This is a genomic window from Pradoshia sp. Z3_51, from assembly GCF_058215915.1.
In genome coordinates this window covers 29,013-53,290 of record NZ_JBZAJC010000009.1, presented here as the reverse complement: position 1 = coordinate 53,290, position 24,278 = coordinate 29,013, and the positions used below count along the sequence as shown (strand labels likewise).

The 24,278-nt window shown below is 37.4% G+C and carries 22 protein-coding genes and 1 pseudogene; 5 read left to right on the top strand and 18 right to left on the bottom strand.

The window, feature by feature from the left end; all coding sequences use genetic code 11:
- Nucleotides 1-39: 39 nt before the first annotated feature.
- The 11 genes from AC4BHA_RS14995 to AC4BHA_RS14945 all read right to left on the bottom strand — a co-directional run bounded on the left by AC4BHA_RS14995 (nucleotide 40) and on the right by AC4BHA_RS14945 (nucleotide 11,690).
- Nucleotides 40-1,701, bottom strand: a complete 1,662-nt coding sequence (locus AC4BHA_RS14995) for a right-handed parallel beta-helix repeat-containing protein (RefSeq protein WP_066101542.1) — start codon at nucleotides 1,699-1,701, stop codon at nucleotides 40-42.
- Nucleotides 1,702-1,760: 59 nt separating this feature from the next.
- Nucleotides 1,761-2,405 carry a CatB-related O-acetyltransferase gene (locus tag AC4BHA_RS14990; protein ID WP_066101544.1) on the bottom strand — a complete coding sequence of 215 codons (645 nt, stop codon included), beginning with the start codon at nucleotides 2,403-2,405 and terminating at the stop codon, nucleotides 1,761-1,763.
- A gap of 66 nt (nucleotides 2,406-2,471) precedes the next feature.
- On the bottom strand, nucleotides 2,472-3,389 hold the full coding sequence (locus tag AC4BHA_RS14985; protein WP_066101547.1) for a glycosyltransferase family 2 protein: 918 nt from the start codon (nucleotides 3,387-3,389) through the stop codon (nucleotides 2,472-2,474).
- A gap of 13 nt (nucleotides 3,390-3,402) precedes the next feature.
- Entirely contained in the window at nucleotides 3,403-4,161 is a 759-nt protein-coding gene (locus tag AC4BHA_RS14980; protein WP_066101550.1) for a WecB/TagA/CpsF family glycosyltransferase, read from the bottom strand.
- 84 nt (nucleotides 4,162-4,245) lie between these two features.
- Nucleotides 4,246-4,998, bottom strand: coding sequence for a sugar phosphate nucleotidyltransferase (locus tag AC4BHA_RS14975; protein ID WP_066101553.1), 753 nt, complete (start codon nucleotides 4,996-4,998; stop codon nucleotides 4,246-4,248).
- 24 nt (nucleotides 4,999-5,022) lie between these two features.
- The gene (locus AC4BHA_RS14970; protein WP_490558858.1) at nucleotides 5,023-6,477 is read right to left on the bottom strand and encodes an oligosaccharide flippase family protein; all 1,455 of its coding nucleotides are present in this window, start codon (nucleotides 6,475-6,477) and stop codon (nucleotides 5,023-5,025) included.
- A gap of 87 nt (nucleotides 6,478-6,564) precedes the next feature.
- Complete coding sequence (locus tag AC4BHA_RS14965) at nucleotides 6,565-7,236, bottom strand: sugar transferase (protein WP_066102381.1); 672 nt, start codon at nucleotides 7,234-7,236, stop codon at nucleotides 6,565-6,567.
- Nucleotides 7,237-7,511: 275 nt separating this feature from the next.
- Entirely contained in the window at nucleotides 7,512-8,882 is a 1,371-nt protein-coding gene (locus AC4BHA_RS14960; RefSeq protein ID WP_490551940.1) for a sugar phosphate nucleotidyltransferase, read from the bottom strand.
- Nucleotides 8,883-8,900: 18 nt separating this feature from the next.
- Nucleotides 8,901-9,590 (bottom strand): CpsD/CapB family tyrosine-protein kinase, encoded by a 690-nt coding sequence (locus tag AC4BHA_RS14955; protein ID WP_490551942.1) that lies wholly within the window; start codon nucleotides 9,588-9,590, stop codon nucleotides 8,901-8,903.
- Entirely contained in the window at nucleotides 9,580-10,389 is an 810-nt protein-coding gene (locus AC4BHA_RS14950) for a YveK family protein (protein ID WP_066101564.1), read from the bottom strand. The genes AC4BHA_RS14955 and AC4BHA_RS14950 overlap by 11 nt, the downstream gene beginning before the upstream one ends.
- A gap of 458 nt (nucleotides 10,390-10,847) precedes the next feature.
- Nucleotides 10,848-11,690 (bottom strand): YitT family protein, encoded by an 843-nt coding sequence (locus AC4BHA_RS14945; RefSeq protein WP_066101567.1) that lies wholly within the window; start codon nucleotides 11,688-11,690, stop codon nucleotides 10,848-10,850.
- A gap of 135 nt (nucleotides 11,691-11,825) precedes the next feature.
- Here AC4BHA_RS14945 and AC4BHA_RS14940 point away from each other — a divergent pair, with 135 nt between their 5' ends.
- The 3 genes from AC4BHA_RS14940 to AC4BHA_RS14930 all read left to right on the top strand — a co-directional run bounded on the left by AC4BHA_RS14940 (nucleotide 11,826) and on the right by AC4BHA_RS14930 (nucleotide 13,523).
- Nucleotides 11,826-12,683: a DegV family protein gene (locus tag AC4BHA_RS14940; protein ID WP_139891446.1), complete on the top strand. Its 858-nt coding sequence runs from the start codon at nucleotides 11,826-11,828 to the stop codon at nucleotides 12,681-12,683.
- A gap of 87 nt (nucleotides 12,684-12,770) precedes the next feature.
- The gene (locus AC4BHA_RS14935) at nucleotides 12,771-12,905 is read left to right on the top strand and encodes a DUF3941 domain-containing protein (protein ID WP_139891447.1); all 135 of its coding nucleotides are present in this window, start codon (nucleotides 12,771-12,773) and stop codon (nucleotides 12,903-12,905) included.
- A gap of 126 nt (nucleotides 12,906-13,031) precedes the next feature.
- Nucleotides 13,032-13,523 (top strand): YajQ family cyclic di-GMP-binding protein, encoded by a 492-nt coding sequence (locus AC4BHA_RS14930; RefSeq protein ID WP_140461149.1) that lies wholly within the window; start codon nucleotides 13,032-13,034, stop codon nucleotides 13,521-13,523.
- A gap of 75 nt (nucleotides 13,524-13,598) precedes the next feature.
- Here AC4BHA_RS14930 and AC4BHA_RS14925 read toward each other — a convergent pair.
- Nucleotides 13,599-13,779: pseudogene (locus tag AC4BHA_RS14925) on the bottom strand (hypothetical protein); the annotation flags it as partial.
- 209 nt (nucleotides 13,780-13,988) lie between these two features.
- On the opposite strand from AC4BHA_RS14925, the gene AC4BHA_RS14920 reads away from it, so the two are divergent.
- Nucleotides 13,989-14,861 carry an SDR family oxidoreductase gene (locus tag AC4BHA_RS14920; protein WP_066101576.1) on the top strand — a complete coding sequence of 291 codons (873 nt, stop codon included), beginning with the start codon at nucleotides 13,989-13,991 and terminating at the stop codon, nucleotides 14,859-14,861.
- 211 nt (nucleotides 14,862-15,072) lie between these two features.
- Nucleotides 15,073-15,939: an SDR family oxidoreductase gene (locus AC4BHA_RS14915; protein WP_139891448.1), complete on the top strand. Its 867-nt coding sequence runs from the start codon at nucleotides 15,073-15,075 to the stop codon at nucleotides 15,937-15,939.
- Nucleotides 15,940-16,005: 66 nt separating this feature from the next.
- Here AC4BHA_RS14915 and AC4BHA_RS14910 read toward each other — a convergent pair whose 3' ends face one another.
- From AC4BHA_RS14910 to AC4BHA_RS14885, 6 genes are all read right to left on the bottom strand, one after another.
- On the bottom strand, nucleotides 16,006-17,025 hold the full coding sequence (locus tag AC4BHA_RS14910; protein WP_066101581.1) for a LacI family DNA-binding transcriptional regulator: 1,020 nt from the start codon (nucleotides 17,023-17,025) through the stop codon (nucleotides 16,006-16,008).
- A gap of 18 nt (nucleotides 17,026-17,043) precedes the next feature.
- The gene (locus AC4BHA_RS14905; protein ID WP_490551947.1) at nucleotides 17,044-18,723 is read right to left on the bottom strand and encodes a glycoside hydrolase family 13 protein; all 1,680 of its coding nucleotides are present in this window, start codon (nucleotides 18,721-18,723) and stop codon (nucleotides 17,044-17,046) included.
- 77 nt (nucleotides 18,724-18,800) lie between these two features.
- Entirely contained in the window at nucleotides 18,801-20,342 is a 1,542-nt protein-coding gene (locus AC4BHA_RS14900; RefSeq protein WP_139891449.1) for an alpha-amylase family glycosyl hydrolase, read from the bottom strand.
- A 36-nt stretch (nucleotides 20,343-20,378) separates the two neighbouring features.
- Entirely contained in the window at nucleotides 20,379-21,224 is an 846-nt protein-coding gene (locus tag AC4BHA_RS14895; protein ID WP_066101590.1) for a sugar ABC transporter permease, read from the bottom strand.
- Entirely contained in the window at nucleotides 21,224-22,513 is a 1,290-nt protein-coding gene (locus tag AC4BHA_RS14890; protein WP_066101593.1) for a carbohydrate ABC transporter permease, read from the bottom strand. The genes AC4BHA_RS14895 and AC4BHA_RS14890 overlap by 1 nt, the downstream gene beginning before the upstream one ends.
- A 196-nt stretch (nucleotides 22,514-22,709) precedes the next feature.
- Nucleotides 22,710-23,975 carry an extracellular solute-binding protein gene (locus AC4BHA_RS14885; RefSeq protein WP_066101595.1) on the bottom strand — a complete coding sequence of 422 codons (1,266 nt, stop codon included), beginning with the start codon at nucleotides 23,973-23,975 and terminating at the stop codon, nucleotides 22,710-22,712.
- Between the last annotated feature and the right edge of the window lie 303 nt (nucleotides 23,976-24,278).

Below are 24,278 nucleotides of genomic sequence, written 5' to 3'. Positions count from 1 at the left end.
CCCTCCTTTTAGGAACTCCACCGTTATGATTTCCAATGACTATTCTAAGTAATGGGCCGTACTATTTCTTAATCTTGGATTAGTACCAATGAAGTCCATATTTTCTTGACTGACTGTTGCTGTAGCTTCTGCTATCTGTAAATAATATTTCTGCGTCGGCAATTTTTGGTCATCTTCATATGTATTTTGATTGAGGTTGCCATTTCCAACATGAGAGAGAACGACTGCAGATCGGTTCTTCAGTTCCTCGGATTTTTTTCCATTATTTTTTAAATAATTCCCTTCAAGGAGAAAATCCTCCTGGCTATACATTTCAATCCCAGCCAGCCCATTTTCACTTATTTGATTTTTTCTTACTTCAAGACCAGAGCTCATTACGTTTAAATTTGCAATGAAGAGTCCCGTCGACTGGTTATGGCTGATTTCGTTATCAGAAATGCTGATTCCGTGCGCCTTATAACCTTGGATGTGGATTCCTTCCTTACGCCCATCAGCAATCCGATTACCCTGAACAGTAATGTCATTGAATTGCCTGATTCCATCTGGAAAATCTCCTGTCTGCTTTCCAATCTTGGATGCTTGAATGAATAAACCTTTCCCTCTGCTGGCGATGATTTCATTATTTTCAATGATTGTATTGTCCATTCCTGTCACGTAAATAGCATTGGCATCACCAGTGTTATATGTTTGCTCAACCCTATTATTCAAAACTTTGACATTTACGGACTTATTCTTCCAGCCTTCTACAAAGATGCCATCTCCACCGTATCCGCCTGTTTTTCCATAGCCTTTAATTGTATTGTTTTCAATTACCCCATCGCTGACTGTGCGAAAGGCAATCCCTGAATTCCGTGAGCCAGTCACTTCATTATTTCGAACAACAATATTTTCATGCTGCTCATGGCCGTCTTCAACAAGATGCCCGACTTCAATCCCAAAATCACCGGCATCATCGACCTTATTTCCCTCAATGGTGATATTATGACTGGACTTTCCTTCCTGATAACTGATGAATATACCATTTTGATGATCGGTGTGGTTGATGATATTATTCATGATTTGGACATTTTCCGTACTCTGCAACCCGATTATTCCATTTGAGCCCCCATCAATGATTCTTGAATCTCTGACCTTTCCGTTTTTCGTATTAAAGAGCATGATAGAGGCACTAGGAGAACGAACAACTTCAACCTCGCTAATATCAAAGCCATCCACAAATTGCAAAACAACTGTATGAGAATATCCGTCATTAATTTGCTTTTCCCGTTTTTCCTTCTCCCCATTAAATGTTAAAGCACTGATTTTAATATTTTGAGCATTCGATTCTGATACGAGAATAGAAGAATCATCCGGTGTACCTTTACTCTTTTCTAGATTTAGCTTAAGAATGGTTTTTCCTATCCCTGCACCTTTTAAGTGGACATTTGACTTTAAAATAATTTTTGTATCGACTTCGTAAACGCCTTTAGGCACGTTAACAATCCCTCCCCCATTGGCACTCACCTGGTCGATCTCCTCTTGAAGGTCGATTGACTTGGCCACCTCATCAACTGATGATTCTGGCAATCCATCTGTCTTATCAGGGGGCTTGATTTGGACAGCTAGAAAAAAAAGAGCACTCATAACAATCAAGATAACTAACCAAAATTTCGTATCCTTCAATAGTGAAGTCAAACGAACTTGTATAAGTATGGGCATCATTTAGTCTACTCCCTTTTAGTGGATTGCCATTTAATAAATTCAGTCAAATCTTTGTATTCTTAAATTATTGATTTCGTCTTAGTGACTTCCTTATTTAGCAATTCTTCCGGTGTAATGGCACCGCATAAATTTTCCTTAAGCCATTCTTCACTTCTTTGGTATAATCGTAACTCTAGCAACTGTTCAATCGTATTGGCATCAAAGCGATATTTTAATACTTTTGCAGGTATTCCTCCCACTATGGAATAAGGTGGAACATCCTTTGTAATGACAGAACCTGCGGCACAAATCGCTCCTTCACCTATCTCGATATCATTCATAATAAAGACATTTGCCCCAATCCAGACGTTATCTCTAATATTCACTTTCTTAAATTCCACATGGTAATCCCGATCTACCCAATTGATATTATTAACCACTTTTGAGGTGGAATAAAAAATGGGAGATGTCGATATGAAGTCAGTCGGATGACTGCCGAGACCGATTTTACTGTCTGGACCTATCGAACAAAAGGAACCTATATTGGCATGCATGATACTACAGTTAGCAGAAAAATAGGTGTAATCACCAATAGTTGTCTTCGAAATACTTGTGTATAAATTTATTGCGCAATTTTTTCCGACCTTTGTTGTTGCCGGATCTATTTCAACATAAGGACCAATAAATACTGACTTATTATTCTTCTTAAATATATAGACTCTCAATCCCCTTTTCAGCGAATGGGGGATCAGACCATATAAAAATTTGATAATGAGCTCCTCCTTTATTTATTACATAAAAGGATATTCACGTTTTCCGCTTGCTGACGCAGCAAAATCGGAGAATGCTTTTTGGATGGCAAACGCAACCTTTTTAAATTGTTTGCCCCTTAAAATATACCAACAGTATTTAACAAAATTTTTGCCGATAAAGAACATTAAAAATAGAAGAAAATTTAACTTGTTGGCATAAATGGACATAAACAGCAAATTATTTCTTGTTCCGTAATAATTGGAGAGAGGTGAACGATAGCCGGTAGTTGCTGAGATTTTGTGAAAAACAAGTGAATCAGGGACATATCGTAATTTATATCCAGCCTTTCTTATTTCAAGACTATAGGCTGCATCCTCATAATAAAGAAAATAATCTTCATTCAAGTACCCAACTTTATCAAGAATGTCCACCGGAAATAAAAACACACAACCAGTTAGAAAATTCTCATCACTAGCTATTTTTCCATTCCTCTCCAATGTTTTATGCAGTACTCGTCCTGTTAACCACTTTATATCTCCGCCCCCATACCATGTTTTATTGCGTTTACTGTGGTAATTGATATGGGAACAACAAGCACCAACTTCTTTATCCTTCTCACATTCAGCTACAAGCGGTTCAAGAAAATAGGGATCAACTTCTGTATCATTGTTTAGTAAGAGAAAGTAGTCAATATCAGCAATATGGCTAAGCGCATAGTGAATCCCTTTGTTATTCCCAGCGGCGAATCCGTGATTCCCACCCAGTTCAAGAAAATGGAACCTGGACTCTTCTATAAATTCTTTTAAACTAGCATTCTCTTTTGAAGCATTATCTACGACAACTACTTCATGATTGGCATATGTTATATTGTTCAGTGATTTCAAACAAGCAATCGTATCTTGCGTACCATTAAAATTCACAATTATCGTACAAACCTTTGGCTTCATACGCACCATATTCCTTCCTCTATTAACGTTGGATCTCCGCTTCCTGATTAACTAACAACTTATTTTTGACGGTGTAATAAAAAAACTGGAAATTGCCAATCAAATATCTCCTCCACATGCGTCTCGGTTCTAACATAAGACGGAACACCCATTCCATCTTCAAGGTCCTTATAAGCTTAGGAGCACGCGGGATCCGACCTGATGCAAAATCAATATAAGCGCCAACGCCAAGTATGACTCTAGCATCAAGTGCATCTTTATTCCGGTCAATCCATTTTTCTTGGATAGGCACTCCTCTGCCAACAATTAAGATATCTGGCGATACATCGTTAATCTGCTGAATAACTTCTTGATTCTCTTCATCACTAAAATATCCACTCCGTTGTCCAACAATCTTAATATTCGGCATGACTGCCTGTATATTTTGTTTAGCTAGTTCAGCAACGCCAGGACCTGCTCCAAGCAAAAACACACTGTACTCTTTTTCGCTCGCTAATTGCAACAGCATTGGGATAAAATCAGTTCCATTCAAATTTTCCTTAAGCTGGATACCGAACAACTTAGCTCCTAATCTAATCCCAAAGCCGTCATTCAGCAAAAAGTCAGCTCTATTGATGATTTCCCTGTAATCATTGTCCCTTTGCGCGATATTATAACAATGGGCATTTAAGAAATAGATTGCTGCTTTCTTTTTGTTTATGAGACGGGATTCTATCACACATAAGCCTTCCTTTATATTAAAGATATCCATTGCAACATTGCCCAAATGGGACTTTTTCATTTGGATCAGTCTCCTTAACCCCTATTTTCAGTCCATTTATCTGCTCATTATAAACTCAATGAATCTATCTATGATTGCTGAATTTTATTTCATGAGCACTGCTTCTTTTTCAAATAAATTGCTGAAATCCATATTTTGAGCCATTATATTAGCCTGTGCATAAGAAGAATGTGTACCAGCATCTGTCCACCGCCCTCTCAGCACATCAAATTTCAGTAAACCCTCCTTAATATAGTGATTATTGACATCTGTAATTTCCATTTCACCTCGCGCTGATGGGGTAAGCTGGTCAATTATCCTATAAACGGTCGAATCGTACATATAAATGCCCGTCACTGCATAGTTCGATTTTGGTACCATTGGTTTTTCTTCTATCGCGATGATTCTGCCGTCATATATAACCGGAACACCGAAACGTTTTGGATCCTCAACCTCTTTAATTAAAATTTTCGCGCCACTCTCCTGTTGCGCAAAATGCTGCACATAAGGTCGAATTGTATCTGTGAAAATATTGTCTCCAAGAATGACGACCATTTTCTCATTTTCAGTGAAATCGCGAGCAAGTCCAAGAGCCTCTGCTATACCGCCGGCCTTTTCCTGCACCTTATAAGAAAATTCAACTCCAAATTCAAAGCCGCTGCCAAGCAAATCAACTACATCCCCCATATGTTCTCTGCCCGTTACAATTAATATTTCTTCAATTCCGGACTCCTTCAGTTTATAAACTGAATGATAAATCATTGGATATTTTCCGATTGGAAGCAGATTTTTATTGGTGACCTTTGTTAAAGGATAAAGCCGCGATCCGGTACCTCCAGCAAGGATAATTCCTTTCATTTACAACACTCCCTATTAAGTTTTTTATCTCCTAACCTTTAAAACAATCGGTTTATTGAATAAGAAGGGAATAGATACTTCTTTTCTCACTAGCGCGATCCCTATGCATAACAGCATGGTGATTATGCCGCCAGAAAAAAAATGGATAAATTGATGACCAGGCAAAAAGGAGATAATTAAATAGACCACTCCTGCGGTGAAACCTGAGGTTCCAAATGTCATCAAAATTGACCTGTAGGGTAGAAGCTCCCTTTGCCGAATTTCAAATACTTTGCATACATCTCTTTGCTGCAGGTAAATACTAATAAAACATGAGATAACAGAAGCTATAGCTACCCCGATGTACCCAAATAACCCCATCAATGCTAGTCCTAGAACGATATTGCAAATAACCGTGATAAGCGCGTTTTTTAAAACTAGCTTTTGATTACCGGATATAAGTAAAGGCGTGTAAAAAACTGTAAAGCGAAGCGGGAATTTCATTAAATATATTAAAAAGATGATGGATCCGCTTAAATAAGTATCAGAGTATAAAAGATCGATAAACTCTTTATGATAGAAAAATAGAATCCAAAAAATAGGGAACATGACTAATGATAGTAATCGGCTTGATTCTGACCAGAGATTTAAGGCTTCTAGCTTCCGCCTTTGTATGCTGTATAAACGACCTAGTCTTGGTAGCATCGCTGTTATAACAGCTACAGTAATAATAGACATGAAAGGAATCTCTTTTGATGATATTGAATAAATTGCAAACAATTCTATTGAGTAGAATAACCAAATGATGATTTTATCACTTGTCTGTGTAATCACATCGATGGCTGTTACTGCTCCAACTGCCGCTGTATATTTAAGCTGCTGTTTTAATAATGGCAGATCTCCTTTTAAAGACATGCCATGAATCTTATGGAAAAACAGATGCAAAATGATGACTCTAACGATTTCAAACAGGGCAATCAGTTTAATTGTTAAGAGTAGCTCCTTTGTCGCATATAATGTATAGCCAATAATCAGGAAATAGGCAAAATAATAAGATAAATTAATAAAGCTATAAATTTTAGCCCTCTTAATAGAAACAAACAAATTTTCTAAATAACAGCCCATTATGGTTGCAAAGCTCCAAAATCCAATCCAAATCTCATATTTGCGCAATGGGCTATCCTTTAATAAAAACTCAATATTGTATAGAGTATACAGGCCGAAAATCATCAGTACACCAAGAATGAACAAAACCCAGAACGTATTGGTTATCACTAATGATTTTTCACGTTCATTATCCGTTTTGTTAAAGAAATAACTGAACGTTGTATGCATCTCAAACGGAATAAAAGCACCTACCATTACTGCAATCAAAAAGATTTGCTGATAAAGGCCCATTTCTGTTAAGGTCAGTAATCTGGCTATAAGAATAGTTAAAAAAACTTGGACAATTGATTTGGCAAATCGATTAATTGATAACAACATTGATTCTTTAATCATCAGTAACTCCCACCGTACGATTTAGAATAAGTCGATATAAAACATAAATATTATTTATGACTATCACTTCTTTCTTATTGTTCTTTCCTAATAAGCATTATTAGGAAAGAACATTACGATAAACGTTTTGCAAATGATTTTTATATCATAAAAGAAATGGCGCTTACGAATATAATAAAGGTCCAGCTCAACCATTTTTTCAAAGCCGACACTGCTTCTACCAGTAACCTGCCATAATCCTGTACAGCCGGGAATAACGGACAAACGCTGTTTATGATAGTCAGAGTAACTTTCTACCTCTCTCGGCAATGGCGGCCTGGGACCGACCAAACTCATCTCTCCTTTCAAAACATTCCACAGTTGTGGCAATTCATCAATACTCGTCTTGCGAATAAAACGTCCTATTTTTGTAACCCTAGGATCCTCTTTCATTTTAAAAATAGCCCCACTGGACTCATTTTGATTGAGCAGTGTCTCTATCAGTTGCTCTGCGTTCATCACCATAGATCTGAACTTATACATACAGAATGTTTTTCCATCCTTGCCTACACGTATTTGTTTAAAGAACACAGAAGCCTTAGGATCTTCAATTTTTATCAAGACGGCTACAATAAAAAATACAGGAATTAGCAGCAGAAGACCCACTACAGCTAGAATAATGTCTAAGTATCTTTTAGATACTAGATATAATTTCTTGTTATCAAGCTCATTCGGTTCTGCGAACGCTTCCTGTGCAGTCCCTGCCTTAGAAGAAATCAATGAATTCACTCCTTTTTCCCCTGATATATGGTGGCTTTTACTTTTGGTTTGAGTTGTTCCAGTCCTTTAATTATTTTTCCATTCCAGCCCCCTTTTGTTCTCAATAACGAATTTTATAGGTATACTAAAGAGTGATTGAATTAATCAGAGAAAGAATTTCATTCACTCTTTTTCCCATGAATATGCTTGCTTTTACTTTTGGCTTGAATATTCAGTCCTTCTATTACGTTTCTATATAGCTCTCTTTGTTCTTAATAACGAACTATATAAATGTACTAAAGAGTCACTGAGCTAATCATAGGAAGAATTTCATCCCATTCCATGCTAATTCTATGCACATCTTCCTCCGTCAGCGAACTACCTTTTTGAACTTCAATTAATTCCAAGTCGGAAATAGCTTTCAATGCATGTCTTGTGCCAGCTGGAATTTCAATTACGCTTCCCGGCTTCACATCGTATATATATTCATTCAGTACCAAAGAACCCTCACCTTTGAGAATAGTCCAAACTTCCTTTCTCTTATTATGCTCCTGATAGCTTAAATTGCTGCCGGCATGAATGGTTATTCTTTTTGTGAGCACTTCTGTCCCATTATCATAGACGGTTTGATCAAGGACTTTATACGACCCCCATCGTCTCTCTTCATACATCGGCCTTTGATTAAAATGAAATATGAATTTCTTAAGATCATGACTCAAACCTTTATTGGCAACTAAGATGCCATCGGGGCTCGCGACAACCACCGCATCTGGCATACCAAGAACCGCAACTGGAATGTCCAGCTCATTGATGATATGGGTATTATGAGATTTTGGGCAAATAACACCTAAGCCTTGAACAGTCTCGATCATTTGCTCAGTTAAGGTGCTCCAAATCCCCAGGTCCCTCCATATTCCTTTATAGGGGAGAGCGACAATATTCTTCGTTTTCTCGACAACTTCAAAATCAAAACTAATACTAGGCAGGAGTTCATAGACATTTTGTAGCTGTTCGTACTCTATAGGCAAATTCATTTCTTCTAAAATCGAAATCATAAAACCTAACTTAAATGCAAATACACCACAATTCCATAATGCCTCTTCCTTTATCAATCTTTGTGCATACTCTTCTGTCGGCTTTTCTACAAAATGGCTAACAAGAACTAGCCCATCATTTTTCTTTTCTGGAACGATGTAGCCAAAACTAGTAGAAGGATAGCTTGGTTCCACTCCCATTAAAGCAATACTGCAATCTGTTGTGTTTAGCGTATCCTCCAATTTTTTCACAGATTCATAGAAATCATTTTCCACGTAAGAATCAATGGGCAAAACGGAAACTACTTCATCTAGGCTGATTCCTTTGATCGAATATAGGTAGGAGGCAGCAAGAGCAATTGCCGGAAAAGTATCCCGCCGCTCTGGCTCAATAATAAGGGGAACGTTTGAGCCGAGCTGATTTTTCAGGATATCCACTTGTTTCTTACTCGTCGCAATAACTGCCGACTTCATTAGTCCTACTTCATCCATTTGTCGCCATACTCTCTGAGACATTGATTCGTTTGTCCTATCATGCCCTTCCAATACTTTCAGAAATTGCTTTGAACGTGAATCATTAGATAAAGGCCATAATCTTTGCCCCGATCCTCCAGATAAAAGGATAACCTGCATTTAACCACTCCTTAATAATCAGTTATATTGATAAGCCTTTGGTTTTATTGGATTTCCATTTAATGAAGCTCCCAATAATTCCGCTTTGGAATCTTGTAAAACATTTACTGCCTTTCTTGCATCTTCTTTTAATGTCTGACCGCTTTTCACGACCAGCATGGAAGCTTCACAAAGATTAGCAAGTATTTGCGTTTCAGCGGTATACAAGATAGGTGAAGTATCAAATATTATGGTGTCATATTGCTGGCTTAGAATCGAGATAATGTCCTCTATTCGATTTGCTGTTAAGAGCTCATACGATGTTTTGGTTACGGCACCGCTCTGGATGATATGGAGATTTGGTATATCTGAAATGCATATAGCTTCATCCACTGTCGCTTTGCCAGCAAGAATAGCTGTTAAGCCATCAGATTGTTTAAGGTCAAATAATTTATGAATCTTCGGTCTTCTTAAATCAGCATCAATGACGATGACTTTTTTATCATGCTGGGCCAGCACGATACCCAGATTTGCGGCGGTGGTCGTTTTGCCGTCCCCGTGGTTTGGAGATGTGACAAGCAGAGTCTGGATGTCTTTACCAATTCGAGAAAACGTTATGCTTGAGCGCAGCAATCTGTACTGCTCACTCACAATCGATTGTTTATAAATTTGTGCATATTTCGCTCTTTCCTTGCTCACCAGCAAGTCTTTATTTCTATTACGACTCAAATGTACGTCCTCCTATTTTCACCCGGCTGTCCTCCATCTGCCTTTCCATGCTTTTGCTGCTAACTTTAATTTCCGGGATATTTCCGATAACCGGTATACCTAATTCATAAAGGATATCTTTTTCATCTCTGATTGTAGGATCGAGGTACTCCAACAAGAAAGCTACCCCAATAGCACAAAATAAGCCTAATGAAAAACCAATCAGTACATTTCTAATCATATCTGGATTAAATATCCCATAAGGCTCTTCAACATTTGCATTCGCGAGAATATGAATATTATCAATATTCATTAATGTAGTAACCTCTTGCTGGAATACTGTCGCAATACTATCGGCCATTTTCGCTGCCAGAACAGGGTCCTGATCCTTGACGACTATTTCAACAACTTGAGAATTTTGAGTCGTGTTTACTGTGACTTGCTCATTTAATTTATCGATGCTTCTGTCAAGGCTGAGCTCACTAATTACATCTGCTAGAATAGCCTGGCTCTTGATCAACATACTGTATGTATGAATCAATTCAATATTCGCACGGACTTGATTAGGGTCGATTAAATTAGTTTCATTGCTATCAGTTTTGGCGTCCTCTTTTTTTGTTTTCTTATCCTGATTTTGTTGTTCGTTCGTGTTCATAGTGTCGTTGACAAGAATTTGTGTGGATGATTCATACGAAGGAGATAAAAAGAGATAGGAAATAATGCCACTGGCCAGAGCCGCTATTAACGTCATCAAAATAATAAGTACTAACCGTCTCTTTAATACACTTAAAATATCCTTAAAACTTACTGTATCTTCCATCCCAACCTCCATACATTTCTTTTTTTGTTCTCAAAAGAGAACTTATTGTTGATTGTAGTATAGAACCTAGAATTAGAAAAGGGTTTAAATTGTCAAAATTTGTATTTTGGTAAAATTTATTTATTTTAGGGTATTTCAGTTTATATTGATTCTAAATAATGAATGTAAGCCTTTTCGTATTTTTATATACTTATCCACCAGTCGATTTAATAATCAAAGGTAATAATTTATAATGAACAGCCCTTGGCCATGTTTTCTTAACACGATTTCAAAATAATTTAAATTACTTTACCTTCGCTTTTTTATAAGATAAATGTTTTTCGCAAAAAAAAGCATTTATTGTAAGCGCTTTCTATATTGAGGGTAGTTAGTTCTCTATGCATCTTCATTCTTATCCTGCATTCAAAAAAAAACCCTTTCCGTTCGCTCTAAAGCACACGGAAAGGGTTTATTCCTTGTCAATCTTTCCGGAAAGAACCGATAACTCCGGTAGATTGAACGATATTTGTAAATGCATGTGGGTCTACTTCCTGAATAACACTCTGCAGGTCATATAGCTCATAACGGCTTATCACAATCATTAGCATATTTTTATCTTCGCCCGTAAAGGCTCCAACAGCAGGAATCATTGTTATTCCGCGTACCAGCTTGGAATGAATCGCCTGCTTCAATTCATCTGCATGTCTTGTTACAATCATAGCTGTAACTTTTATATGTCTTGTATGAATAGCATCAATTACTCTCGTAGAAACATATAATGAAATTAATGTATAAAGTGCCTGTTCTTCTGAATACATAAGCCCCGCAATGGCTACAATAGCTCCATTCAGCATTAAAAAGTAAATGCCGATTGGCTTATCATTGATTCTAGAAAGAATCATTGCCACGATATCCATACCACCAGTGGAAGCACCGAATCGCAGTGTGATTCCCACACCGGCCGCTCCAATTACACCGCCGAAAACAGCATTTAGGATAATATCATCTGAATAGGATTGTACCGGTAATATTTCTAAGAATAATGACATTAATACAACAGCTAAAAAGCTGTACACTGTGAAAGACCTTCCAACCTTAAACCATGCAAGAATAGCAATCGGAATATTAAGAGCAAGTAATAATATACCTGTAGATAAATTAATATTCGTAAACATGTCCAATGCTGCTGATATAATTTGGGCTGTACCCGTGAACCCACTCGCAAACACGTTTGCAGGTATCAAGAAATAATTCATTGCGATTGCATTTAATAAAGCTCCAACCACAACAGCCAGTATTTTTTTTGTTTCATTCCAAACCAAATTTAGCTCCTCCTTAAGTTGACAACTGAAAATAAATTCCCCATGATAGAAAGATATGTGAACAATTTTTGTTTTCTATAAAAGATAATAGACTTATAATTAAACTAAGTAAATTTTAAAAAAGTAGGTGTCTATATGAGTGTACAAATTTTGGCTGATAGTGCAAGCGATTTGCCATTAGAATACTTCCAGGATAACAACATCATTCTTTTTCCATTAAAAGTACATCTTGATGACAATGAATATGATGATCAAGTTACAATCAAACCAAAAGTAGTCTACGATGCCATGCGCGAAGGAAAAGCACCCAAAACATCACAGGTGTCTCCACAAAGTTTTTACGAAAAATTCGAAGAGCTGGCAAAAAATAAACAACCCGGACTTTATGTCGCATTTTCTTCCGAATTAAGCGGTACCTATCAAACAGCTGTTATGATGAGAGACGAAGTTAAAGCTGAGTACCCGGATCTTCAATTAGAAATTGTCGACAGTAAATGCGCGTCTTTAGGCTATGGCCTAGTCGTCATGGAAGCCGTACGCAAAGCCGCTAAAGGAGCCAGTCTTGAAGAACTGAAAGAAACAGCACAGTTTTCAGCCTCCCATATGGAACATTTATTTACGGTAGACAATTTGGAATACCTGGCTCGAGGTGGCCGAATTTCCAAAACATCTGCTTTTTTCGGCGGTTTATTAAATATCAAGCCACTGCTAAATGTTGAAGATGGCAAACTGGTTCCACTGGATAAATTCCGCGGCCGTAAAAAACTGATGCAAGCCGTCATTGATGTCATGAAAGAACGAGGAGACCAATTAGATAAACAAATAATTGGAATCAGTCATGGCGATGATATCGAAAAAGCTATGGAATTCAAGCAATTAATTGAAGAAAATTTCCAACCAAAATCCGTATATATTTCATCTGTCGGTGCAACTGTTGGCGCTCATGCCGGTCCAGGTACCATTGCAATATTTTTCTTAAATAAACTATCCTGAAATACATTCTGATGTATACATATTTTCCCCTACTTGCAACATACTACACATATGCGTAGTAAATAATTTGCAAAGGGGCAAGCACACATGGGATATCATACTTCAGATAATGATAAAAAAGCCAGAGATAACCAAGCTAAACATGAAATTAAAAATATTCAGGAAGAGAAAAACCGAAAAGCCGGAAAAAAATCTTTTTCAAAAAAGACTGATCACTTATAAGTAAAATCTCCATTTCAACATATTAACTGGGTATAAAGAGGATTTCAATAAAAAATCCTCTTTTTTACTTGTAATTGAACTTATATAGTGCTTTTTTTATAATAAAGTTAAAAACGGAGGGATAGTATGGCTAAAGAAAGCTCATTTGATGTGGTTTCAAAAATTGACTTATCCGAAGTAACAAATGCTGTAACGATGGCAATGAAGGAAGTAAAAACACGTTATGATTTTAAAGGTAGCAAAAGTGATATTAAGCTGGAAAATGAGGAACTCGTGCTTGTTTCTGACGATGATTACAAAATGGGGCAATTAAAGGATGTTTTAATGAGCAAGCTCATTAAACGGGGCGTTCCCGTTAAGAACCTTGATTACGGAAAAATGGAAGGCGCTTCAGGCGGCACAGTTCGCCAACGTGCTAAATTGGTTCAAGGTATAGACAAAGACAACGCAAAGAAAATTAATTTAATTGTTAAAAATGTGGGTAACAAAGTTAAATCCCAAATACAGGACGATCAAATCCGTGTGACCGGAAAAAGCAAGGATGATCTTCAGCAAGTTATTGCAGCCATTCGAGACGCAGATCTCTCTATCGAAGTTCAATTTATAAACTTCCGCTAGTATTTACATAGGTTTGAAGAGCAGAGGCATATTGAATTGCATCTAAAAAGCCATCGGCTACACGATGGCTTTTTTCTATTTTTCAGGTTTAATATAGGGAACTATTTGTGCAGTGATGCCCACTGAAGCCCAGGAATAAAACTCTTATTCTCTAATGCTTTAAAATTTTCAGTCCATCCAGTGAGCATTACCCTTAATAGCCCAACCTTCTCAAAGGGTTTATTTTTAATTCGGTTAAAAAATCCTGAATTTCTTCACTATCACTACTTGGATCCTATTGTTTTGAGCATTAACAAAACGACATTAAAATCAGCAAATCATCACATTTTTTTACATACACCTTATTTTCCAGTGCTTTTTTTGTAAGTAATAAAACATCCTTAACTTTAATCCTATTTCCATGTTTCTTTTTCCATAAATGAGGAATAACAATAGGGAAACATTAATTGGAAAGGATGTTGTGAAATGAATGAAGATATAAAAATCGGTAAAGATGGATTTCCAGCCCAAGAACAGGATACTCAACCTGGTGTAACAAACGAAATGCATCCTGAACCAAAAGAAGTCGATGAAAATTATAAAGGCAGCGATAAATTAAAAGGAAAAGTAGCGATTATCACAGGCGGAGACAGTGGGATTGGCCGATCTGTTGCCCACTATTATGCTAAAGAAGGCGCCAATGTTGCGATTGTGTATTTGAATGAACACGAGGATGCGAATAAAGCAAAAGATTTAGTGGAAAACGAAGGCGTACAATGCATGCTATTGGCTGGAGATATAGGTGACAGTGCTTTTTGCCGCGAAGTCGCCGAAAAAGTTAAAAGTGAATTCGGCAAAATTGATATCTTAGTCAATAACGCAGCTGAACAGCATCCTCAGGAGAGCCTGTTGGATATCAGTGATGAACAATTAGAAAAAACATTTAGAACCAATATCTTTTCACAATTCTATTTAACAAAAGCTGTCCTTCCTCACTTATCTAAAGGAAGCTCCATCATTAATACAACTTCTGTAACAGCCTATCAAGGTAATGCACAATTGATTGATTATTCTTCAACGAAAGGTGCCATTGTATCCTTTACACGTGCGCTTTCCAATAGTATTGCCAGCAAAGGAATCCGCGTGAATGCAGTAGCACCGGGACCAATTTGGACACCATTAATTCCTGCTACATTCGAGGCTGATAAAGTGGCTGAATTTGGTAAAAACGTTCCACTTGGACGTGCTGGACAACCATCCGAATTAGCCCCAACTTATGTTTATTTGGCAAGTGATGATTCCAGCTATGTCAGCGGACAGGTCCTTCATGTCAATGGCGGCTCTGTTGTGAATGGGTAATTAACGATTCTAGATCATATACACAAAGACAGGGTAACACTCTCAATTGAGGGTGTTACCCTTTTCGATTTTCTTTCTATATAGTTTATCGCCCCTCACTTGACGCCGACTATATAATCTTATTCAGCGACCTTCATGACGAAAAATGTTTTGTTTCAACAAACAGTGGAAAAGTATACACATAGATGAAAAATATAGGAGGTATTCAGTTATGAGTGAAAGATTTAATAATGCGCCAGGACAAGAGCAAGAAGTACAACCGGGATTGCAGTATAAAATGGATCCCGAACCTATTACCGTTACTTCTTCCTATAAAGGCAGTGGGAAATTAAAAGATAAAGTGGCTATTATTACTGGCGGTGACAGCGGAATTGGCCGATCAGTTGCAGTCTACTTTGCCAAAGAAGGCGCCGATGTAGCTATTCTTTATGTCGATAGAGAACAAGAAGATGCCGAAAAAACAAAAGAGCTTGTAGAAGCGGAAGGCCGAAAATGCCTGTTAATCACAGGCGATGTTGGATATGAAGATGTTTGCATAAATGCTGTAGAAAAGACCGTTGAAACATTCGGTAAACTCGATATTCTTGTCAATAACGCTGCAGAACAGCATGTTCAAAAAGAATTTACTGACATAACGTCAGAACAATTGGAACGCACATTCCGAACCAATATATTCGGATATTTTTATATGGCAAAAGCAGCCATGAAACATCTTCCGAAGGGCGGCAAGATTATCAATTCTGCCAGTGTAACAGCCTACCAGGGTAATCCATTGTTAATTGATTACTCATCTACAAAGGGAGCGATCGTATCCTTTACCCGTGCCCTTTCCAATAGTGTTGCTCCTAAGGGAATCTATGTGAATGCCGTTGCACCGGGCCCTATTTGGACACCGTTAATTCCCGCATCCTTCTCTGCTGAGCAAATTGAAGAAAGCTGGGGTCAAAATACACCGCTTGGCCGTATTGGGCAGCCTGATGAATTGGCTCCTACTTATGTTTACCTGGCAAGTGATGACTCGTCCTATGTTTCTGGACAAACCTTGCATGTAAATGGCGGCAGTGTCGTTAATGGATAATGGATAAAGATAGAAAACGGTGAAGACACCTTTAAGATGTCTTCACCGTTTCTTTATAAAAGTACCTTATTTTTTTGTAACAGATGATCGAATAATGAATTGATGCGGAATAATCATACGCATTGTTGGTCCCTGAGGGTTCTTTATTTTGGAAATCAGCAATTTGACTGCCTGATACCCCAATTTCTCTATATTGATATCCACAGAGGAAAGAGGAGGCTTTGACAATTGAGAAATTAAGACATTATTAAAGCTTACTACTGAGATATCCTCTGGAACACTGATATCCATTTCATCAAGCATGTTCAGTACACCAAGTGCCATAAAATCATCAGCAACTATCAATGCTGAAGGAGGTTTTTCAAGATTCATTAATTGCTTGACTGCTTCTTTACCGCCTTCAAGCATGAAATCTTCATGAATCGCATATTCTTTTAAAATAGGTATTCCAGCTTCCTTCAATGCTTCCTCGTACCCTCTCATCCGTTCAATCGTGACGACCAGATGGGCACTCCCTCCAATAAAGGCGATATCCTTATGCCCGTTCGCAAGTAAATAATCGGCTACATCCTTGCCGGCCTGAAAATTATCGTTATCCACATACGTAATACTGCTGTCATGCATTGGTGGTTTTCCAATAACAACAAATGGGAAATTTATTTTATATAGATAGTTCAATACGGTATCGTCAACTTTAGAGTAAAGCAAAATAACTCCGTCCACTCTGCCGCCATGTACCATTTTTTCAACTTCATTAAATATTCCTTCATCCGATATCCCCGTAGTAATATGTAAGCCATACAAGTCTTCATGCGCAGCCTGGCTTAAACCCTTCATAACCGTAGAGAAAAATGGATTTAAAAAAGATCCATCTCCAGACTTGGGCATAACGATTCCTAAAACCTCACTTGACTTGTTTGCCAAGCTTCTCGCTATAAAATTTGGATGATAGCCGAGTTCTTCCATTGCTTCTCTTACTTTTCTTTTTGTCTTCTCGCTTATTCTTGGATTGTTGGCAATTACTCTGGAAACTGTCGAAGGTGCCACATTTGCCAATTTCGCTACGTCTTTTATCGTTATCGCCATACGATTGTTCCCCATTTCCTATTCAGCGATCTGTTTGAAGAGATAGACTCTTGATTCATATGGTGATAAATAGATATTACCCTGTTCGTCTGTTTCTTCACTATGATTATTATAATTACTAAGGATTAGCTCCCCTGTCAACCCATTGAACACCGGTAAAGTAATAGCTTCACTATCTTTATTGAAATTACAGATTACTAAAGCGGTTTGTTCATCTGTAAATCTGGAGTACATGTACACATTAGGATCATCTTCAAGGTAAAGCTTATATTCACCATAAACAAGACAATCATACTGCTTGCGCAAGCGAATCATTTTTTTATAAAAGGAAAGAATCGAATTGGAATCCTGACGCTGATGCTTTACATTAATCTCCTGGTAATTTGGATTCACCTTCATCCAAGGTATTCCTAATGTAAAACCACCGTTTAACGAATCATCCCATTGCATTGGTGTTCTGGAATTATCACGTCCGTTTTTCCATATTACCTTCATAATTTCAAGATGGTCTCTTCCTTTGGCAGTTTCTAACTGATAGTAATTCTTCATGCTAATATCATCGTAATCATTAATAGAAGGAAAGGCTACATTTGTCATGCCAATTTCCTGCCCTTGATAAATAAAAGGGGTACCCTGCATGAAGAAATACATAGTTCCTAGCATCTTAGCGCTTTCTTGCCAATACTCCTGATCATTTCCCAGTACGGATACAATACGTGGTTTATCATGATTTTCAATGAACAACGCATTCCAGCCTTTACCATGTAATACAGTTTGCCATTTTGACAGGATTCTTTTTAATGATACAAGGTCGAGATCAACTTCAGTTTCTTTTTCCCATAGGCTCAAATGCTCGAATTGAAATACCATATCAAAAGCACCTTTTTGCTCTTCTACCCAGGGGTCTGCATCTTCGGCTCTTACCCCACTTGCTTCTCCCACCGTCATAATGTCATAGTTTGAGTATGTTTTCATCTTTAATTCTTGAAGGAAATCATGAATCCCATCCTGGTCCGTATACATCTTGAAACCTTTTATCCCGTTATCATCTAATCCTGCTGCATCTGGAAAACCAGCCTTCTTTTTTATATGGCTAATAGCGTCAATACGGAATCCGTCAATCCCTTTATCTAACCACCAATTGACCATATTATAAACGGCCTCTCTCATATCCTTGTTCTCCCAATTCAAATCAGGCTGTTTTGTTGCAAATACATGCAAATAATATTGCCCACTTTCCACATCATATTCCCATGCACTGCCGGAGAAAATACTCTCCCAATTATTCGGTGGGCCACTAGGGCTTCCATCACTCCATATGTACCAATCTCTTTTAGGTGAATCTACTGATGTTTTGGATTCTAAAAACCACGGGTGCTCATCACTTGTATGGTTAACAACCAGATCCATTATTAATTTCATACCCCGTTTATGAACTTTCTCCAGTAATTCGTCAAAATCCTTCATCGTTCCAAACTCGTCCATGATTGCTTGGTAATCACTGATATCATAACCATTATCCGCATTGGGGGATTGATAAATAGGGCAAATCCAGATAACATCTATCCCCAGTTCGGTTAAATAATCAAGTTTATTAATTACCCCTCGTAAATCTCCAATCCCATCTCCATTGGAATCTTTAAAACTCTTTGGATATATTTGATAACAAACTGCTTCCTTCCACCATTTCTTATTCAAGCACTTTCATCCTCACTTATGCTAGTCTATGATTATTATTAAAAAAAAGGAGAGAAATAACATCCCTCCATTTTCGTTCAATTATGATTGTTTTGCCGTTTGCCTTTTCTTCGTGCCAAATAAAGGAACCCAAAGAACAAGATATTAACTAAAACGATTACAGCAATGAATACATAATTTACGCCGCTTTTTTCTGCTGCCAAATAGACTTCTGATGTTTCACGATCCAAAGTAATTGAATAGGTATCATTACTTTTTCTGACCATATCTGCATTAAGCCTGCCACGTAACTCTTCACTTGCTGGAAGATTAGCTGCATCAAGTTGAATGGTTTTTGTTTTCGAGCTATTATTAATCGCAACTATCATTATTTGGTCTTCATACTCTCTTTTGTAGACGGCCATTCCATCCTGCTCGTTCAAAAGTTCAAGAGTGCCTTTCCTTAAAGCAGGATATTCTTTACGCAGTGCAGCTATTTTACCAATATATTCAATTAAATCCTTATCTGTTCTGAAATCCATCATACGGCGATTATCAGGTATCTCATTACCATTCATGGCTATTTCGGATCCGTAATAAACCATTGGGATACCAGGCATGGTATACATATGGGTCATTAGTAATTCCCATCTCGTTCCAGGGAATTGATTATGATCCTGCATTGACTTAGTGAATCTAGGTATATCTTCTGTATCAACCATAACTCCCAACTGATGTGGCTGACTCATCGTTTGCATTCGTTCATTCCAGATAGTGAATAATGAATTCATCTTCTGATCCGGTTTAGCAAATACCTCTCTCAACGCTTCCATTTGTTGTTTATCTAGTACACCATCAATGCCTGATTCCTGAAGGCCAACCAAATCAGATGTATTTTCTATAGTACCATTACCAAGTAGAAAGAAATCATTTTTAACCGATTTCATTTCTTTACTGAAATTACTCCAAAAATCAACAGAAACATACTCCAAATCATTCAAGCGATAGCCGTCAATATTGGTTTCTGTAATCCACCACTTCGCAGCATCCAGCAAGTAAGCAGATACTTCAGGATTTTCCTGTGCTAAATCTGGTAATCCATCTATCCATCCAGCCTGCTTCCCTTCCTGGTTACTTGCAGAGGTCACATCTTTTCTTTCATGAAACCAATCTTCTTTTGCCGAATCCTTAAGCCATGGATGATTAGGTCCGACATGATTCGCATTAAAGTCAACGATCACTTTCATATTACGTTTATGAGCTTCTTGCACTAACTGTTTAAATTCCTTTAATGTTCCATAATTCGCATTGATCTTTCTATAATCCAGAGCCCAATCTCCATGATAGCCTGATTCTGTGTTTTCAACGATTGAATTCAGTGCAATAGTGGTAAAGCCCATTTCCTGCAAATAATCTAACTTTTGCATAATACCGGCAAAATCCCCGCCTTGGTATGTATTAAGATTATCAAGGTCCACACTATGATCGTTTTTCGTATTACCATTATAAAATCTGTCCACCATGATGAAGTAGATGGACTCATCCTGCCAATCTCTTCCCTCTATTTCCTCCGCAGATACTGGAATTGTCGAAAGTAAGATAAACGGCGCCAGCAGAATGGCCATTACTTTTTTTAACATACTAATTTCCCCCTTATTTCTCCCATCAAAATAACCTTATCCCTTTGTACCGCCAGCCGTCAATCCGGAAACAAAGTATTTTTGGAAGAATAGGAAAAGGGTAGCAATTGGAATAGCAATTAAAACCGAACCTGCTGCAAACTTGGTGAATTCTGCTCCAAATTTCTTACCAACCAGTTCATATAAACCAACTGCAATCGTATACTGATCACTTGAGCTAATTAATATTTTCGCTAAAATAAAATCTCCGAAAGGAGCAACAAAAGCGAATAACGCTACAACCGCTATGATTGGTTTTGCCAAAGGCAGGACGATTTGGAAGAATATACGTAAATGACCAGCTCCATCCATCTTCGCACTTTCATCGAGTTCACGTGGAATGGTATCAAGATACCCCTTCATCAACCACGTATTCATCGGAATTTGTCCACCCACATACAGTAAAATTAAGCCGATATGTGTATCCAGCAATCCTGTCCGAACGGCCAATACATAAATGGCAATCAAGGCTGCAAAGTTCGGGATCATTTGTAAAATCAAAAAGGTCATTAATCCATTTTTTCTCCCAACAAACCGATATCGTGAAAACGCATAGGCTGTAAAAGAAACCGTAATAACCGTTAAAATCATTGTCATAATACTAATTTTAAGAGAGTTAAAGTACCAAATCAGATAATCACTGTTTTTCATATCAAATAGCTCTTTATAATGGTCGAGCGTTGGATTTTTGGGAAACATCGTTGAACCGGACAAACTGTTCCCCGGATTAAAGGATGAGCCTATAATCCAAAGAATTGGATAGATGACAATGGCAAACATGATGGCTATGACTATATAAGATAAGGTTAAGCGGATCATTTTATTCTTTTTTGAACTCTTCATTACATCATATCCTCCTCTTGGAAAGACTTAGTCCGTTTGAATTGCCATAATGCTACAGACATGACAATTAGTGAAAGAATCATCGTAACTGCGGCAGCTTTTCCATATTGAGCCGATGTCATTGTCAATCTATAAATCCACGAAATTAATATATCCGTACCCCACGCATTTTGACCCGGTATGGCAGGGCCTCCGTTATTAAATAAAAAGATTAAATTAAAGTTATTAAAATTAAACGTATACTGTGTGATTAGTATAGGCGCAGTGGCAAACAAAACGAGCGGTAAAGTAATTTTTCTGAATTTCTGCATCAAGCTAGCCCCATCTATCGTGGCCGCTTCATATAAATCCTCCGGTATAGATTGAAGGACTCCTGTTGTCATGGCAAAAATAAACGGAAATCCTAACCAGCCCTGTATGAGAATTAAAGCAAGTCTTGTCCAGTTTGCTTCCGTCATCCAATCCACTGGAGGTAATCCAAGAGCCGGAAGAATCGTCGTATTGATAATACCAAATGATTCATTAAACATACCTGAAAATACAAGGATGGATACAAAGGCAGGAACGGCCCAAGGCAAAATCAGGACGGTTCTAATGATAGCCTTGCCCTTTAAATCTTTCTGATTAACCAATACTGCCAGAAAGACTCCGAGTGCAATTTGTAAAGTCGTTGCTGTAAATGTCCATACAATAGTCCAGCCAAACACTTTAAAGAATGTGGTTCTCCATATTTCTATTTTAAAAATATCAATAAAGTTCTGAAATCCAATCCAATCGACCAGATTTGCAGGCGGGGAATGATACAAATCATAGTTTGTGAATGCCAAAAGGAAAGAGAAGATAATCGGAAATATAACAACGAAAATTAATAACAAAAATCCCGGAGAAACAATTAGATAGGGGAATCCATTATCAATTAAATTTTGATATTGCTCGCGTATAGAATTTAATGCAATCTCTTGGTCTCTCTTTTTACCATTGTTATAAGCATCGTAAATATTAAAAGCGTAAATACCTAAACCAATAATCGTTACAATTAACGTTAGAATGCCGTCTATCAATAAAATAACAGAATGATCAAGCTTCGGAATTTCACCTAAAGTGACCAATCCCCAAAATCCAATATTTAACATATCTGCAAAAGCAATAAAAAAAGAGGCTGTCAAAATAAGAAAGATAATTCCTTTTATGTATTGTTTATTAAAAAACTGTCCAAACCCTGGAATAATCGAAAATAAAGCAGCCTTTTTAGCATAGTTGGTTTTTGTTTGAGCAGGAATTATATCCATCGTGGGTTTTTCCCCTTTCTACGAAAAGAATTGGCTATATTCTGTGAAAGCCCAGAAACAAACTTTCTAAAGGGAAGATGAACAAAGAGAAAGTCTCTTCCCGAGTTTTCACTAAAATGCAATATAACCAATACCTTGTTATAAAAGGATAGGCCATATCCAGAATAATTGGATACCGCCTAACCCTTACCTAGCATTATTTTTTATGGTTGGTATCAATATTTGTTTTGATTGTCTTCGCTGCCTCATCCATTGCAGATTTAGCATCTGCTTTACCAGTTGCGATTGTCTCTAAAGCCGCTGCCATCGGGGACCAAACTTCTCCCATTTCTGGTATATTAGGCATTGGAATCGCATATTGGGATTGCTCTGCTACTGCTTTAGAAAATTCATTGTCAGCAATAATTGGATCTTCAATCAATTTTTTAACCGGAGGAATCTCCTGTGTTTTTTCATAACGAACTTTCGCGCTATCATAATTAGTTAAGTGTTCAACCAATTTAGTAGCCCAATCTGTATTTTTAGAGTAAGCTGACACGTGCCATCCTTTAACACCCATGAAGGTTTTCATGTGTTCTCCATTTGGAAGTGTCGGCAATGCAGTTGCTCCAATATCTATACCTGCATCTTTATATCCTTGGAAAGCCCAAGGTCCATTTTGTACGGAAGCCAGTTTTCCTTCATTAAATAAACCATCCTGTGCTGAACCGCCGCTTTCTCCAATAATCCCTTTAGGGAACAGGCCTTCTTTATACCATTTAGCAATAAATTCAGCGCCTTCAATTGCACCTTCATTATTTAGTCCTAAATCATCACGGTTTAGAGATCCATCTTTTTCTCCAAACACATAACCACCCATACCGCCAATTACACCATATGCATGATAAAAATCATCCCATTTAGCTGTAAATCCATATGTTTTGCCTTTTGTGTTCTCTTTTGCAAATGTATATAATTCATCCATTGTTGCAGGCGGTTTTTCCATAAGTTTCTTGTTATAAATAAAGACTGGTGTTTCAGTAGCTTTTGGCAAGCCATATAATTTACCATCATAGGTTTGTGCCTGAACAGAAGATTCTGTAAAAGTATCGATTACACTTTGGTCTACTTTTAGTTCAGCTAATACACCTTCAATAGCTAATTGACCAATTTGATCATGCGGCAATGTGATAACATCCGGACCTTTTCCAGCTGGTCCATCCAATCTGATTTGTTCACGAATCTTATCTGCCATACCCATTTCTTTATATTCAACTTTAATTCCATGCTCTTTTTCAAATGCTTTTATAGCCGGCTCTAAGCCAGGTCCTTTATCTGTATCTTCCCAAATGACTAGTTTTTCAGGTTTATCCGTATTCGTATCTTCCTTACTGCCTGTTTCTTTCTCTCTGTCTGGTCCACAAGCAGCCAGTACGCCAATTACGAGCATGAGCACCATTAACATGGAGTATGCTTTTTTCATGGGTCAACCCCTCCTCTTATAATATCGCTAAGTAAACAAACGTTTGCACATAAGAATGCACTTGATGTTCAAATATAATTTTTGTATTAATTTTCTAATGAAAACGATTGCAGACTCAACACCTTTATTATACTTATTTATCAAAATTTAACAATAATAAAATTGTGAATTATTTATTAAGTTATTTTACATCGTTTTATGGGTAAAAACACATTGTTATTATCTAAAATTTTCGAGATTGAAAATTTATCATTAACTGATATAGTTAATGAATAGAAGGCGCAAGCGTTTGCATTAATATTC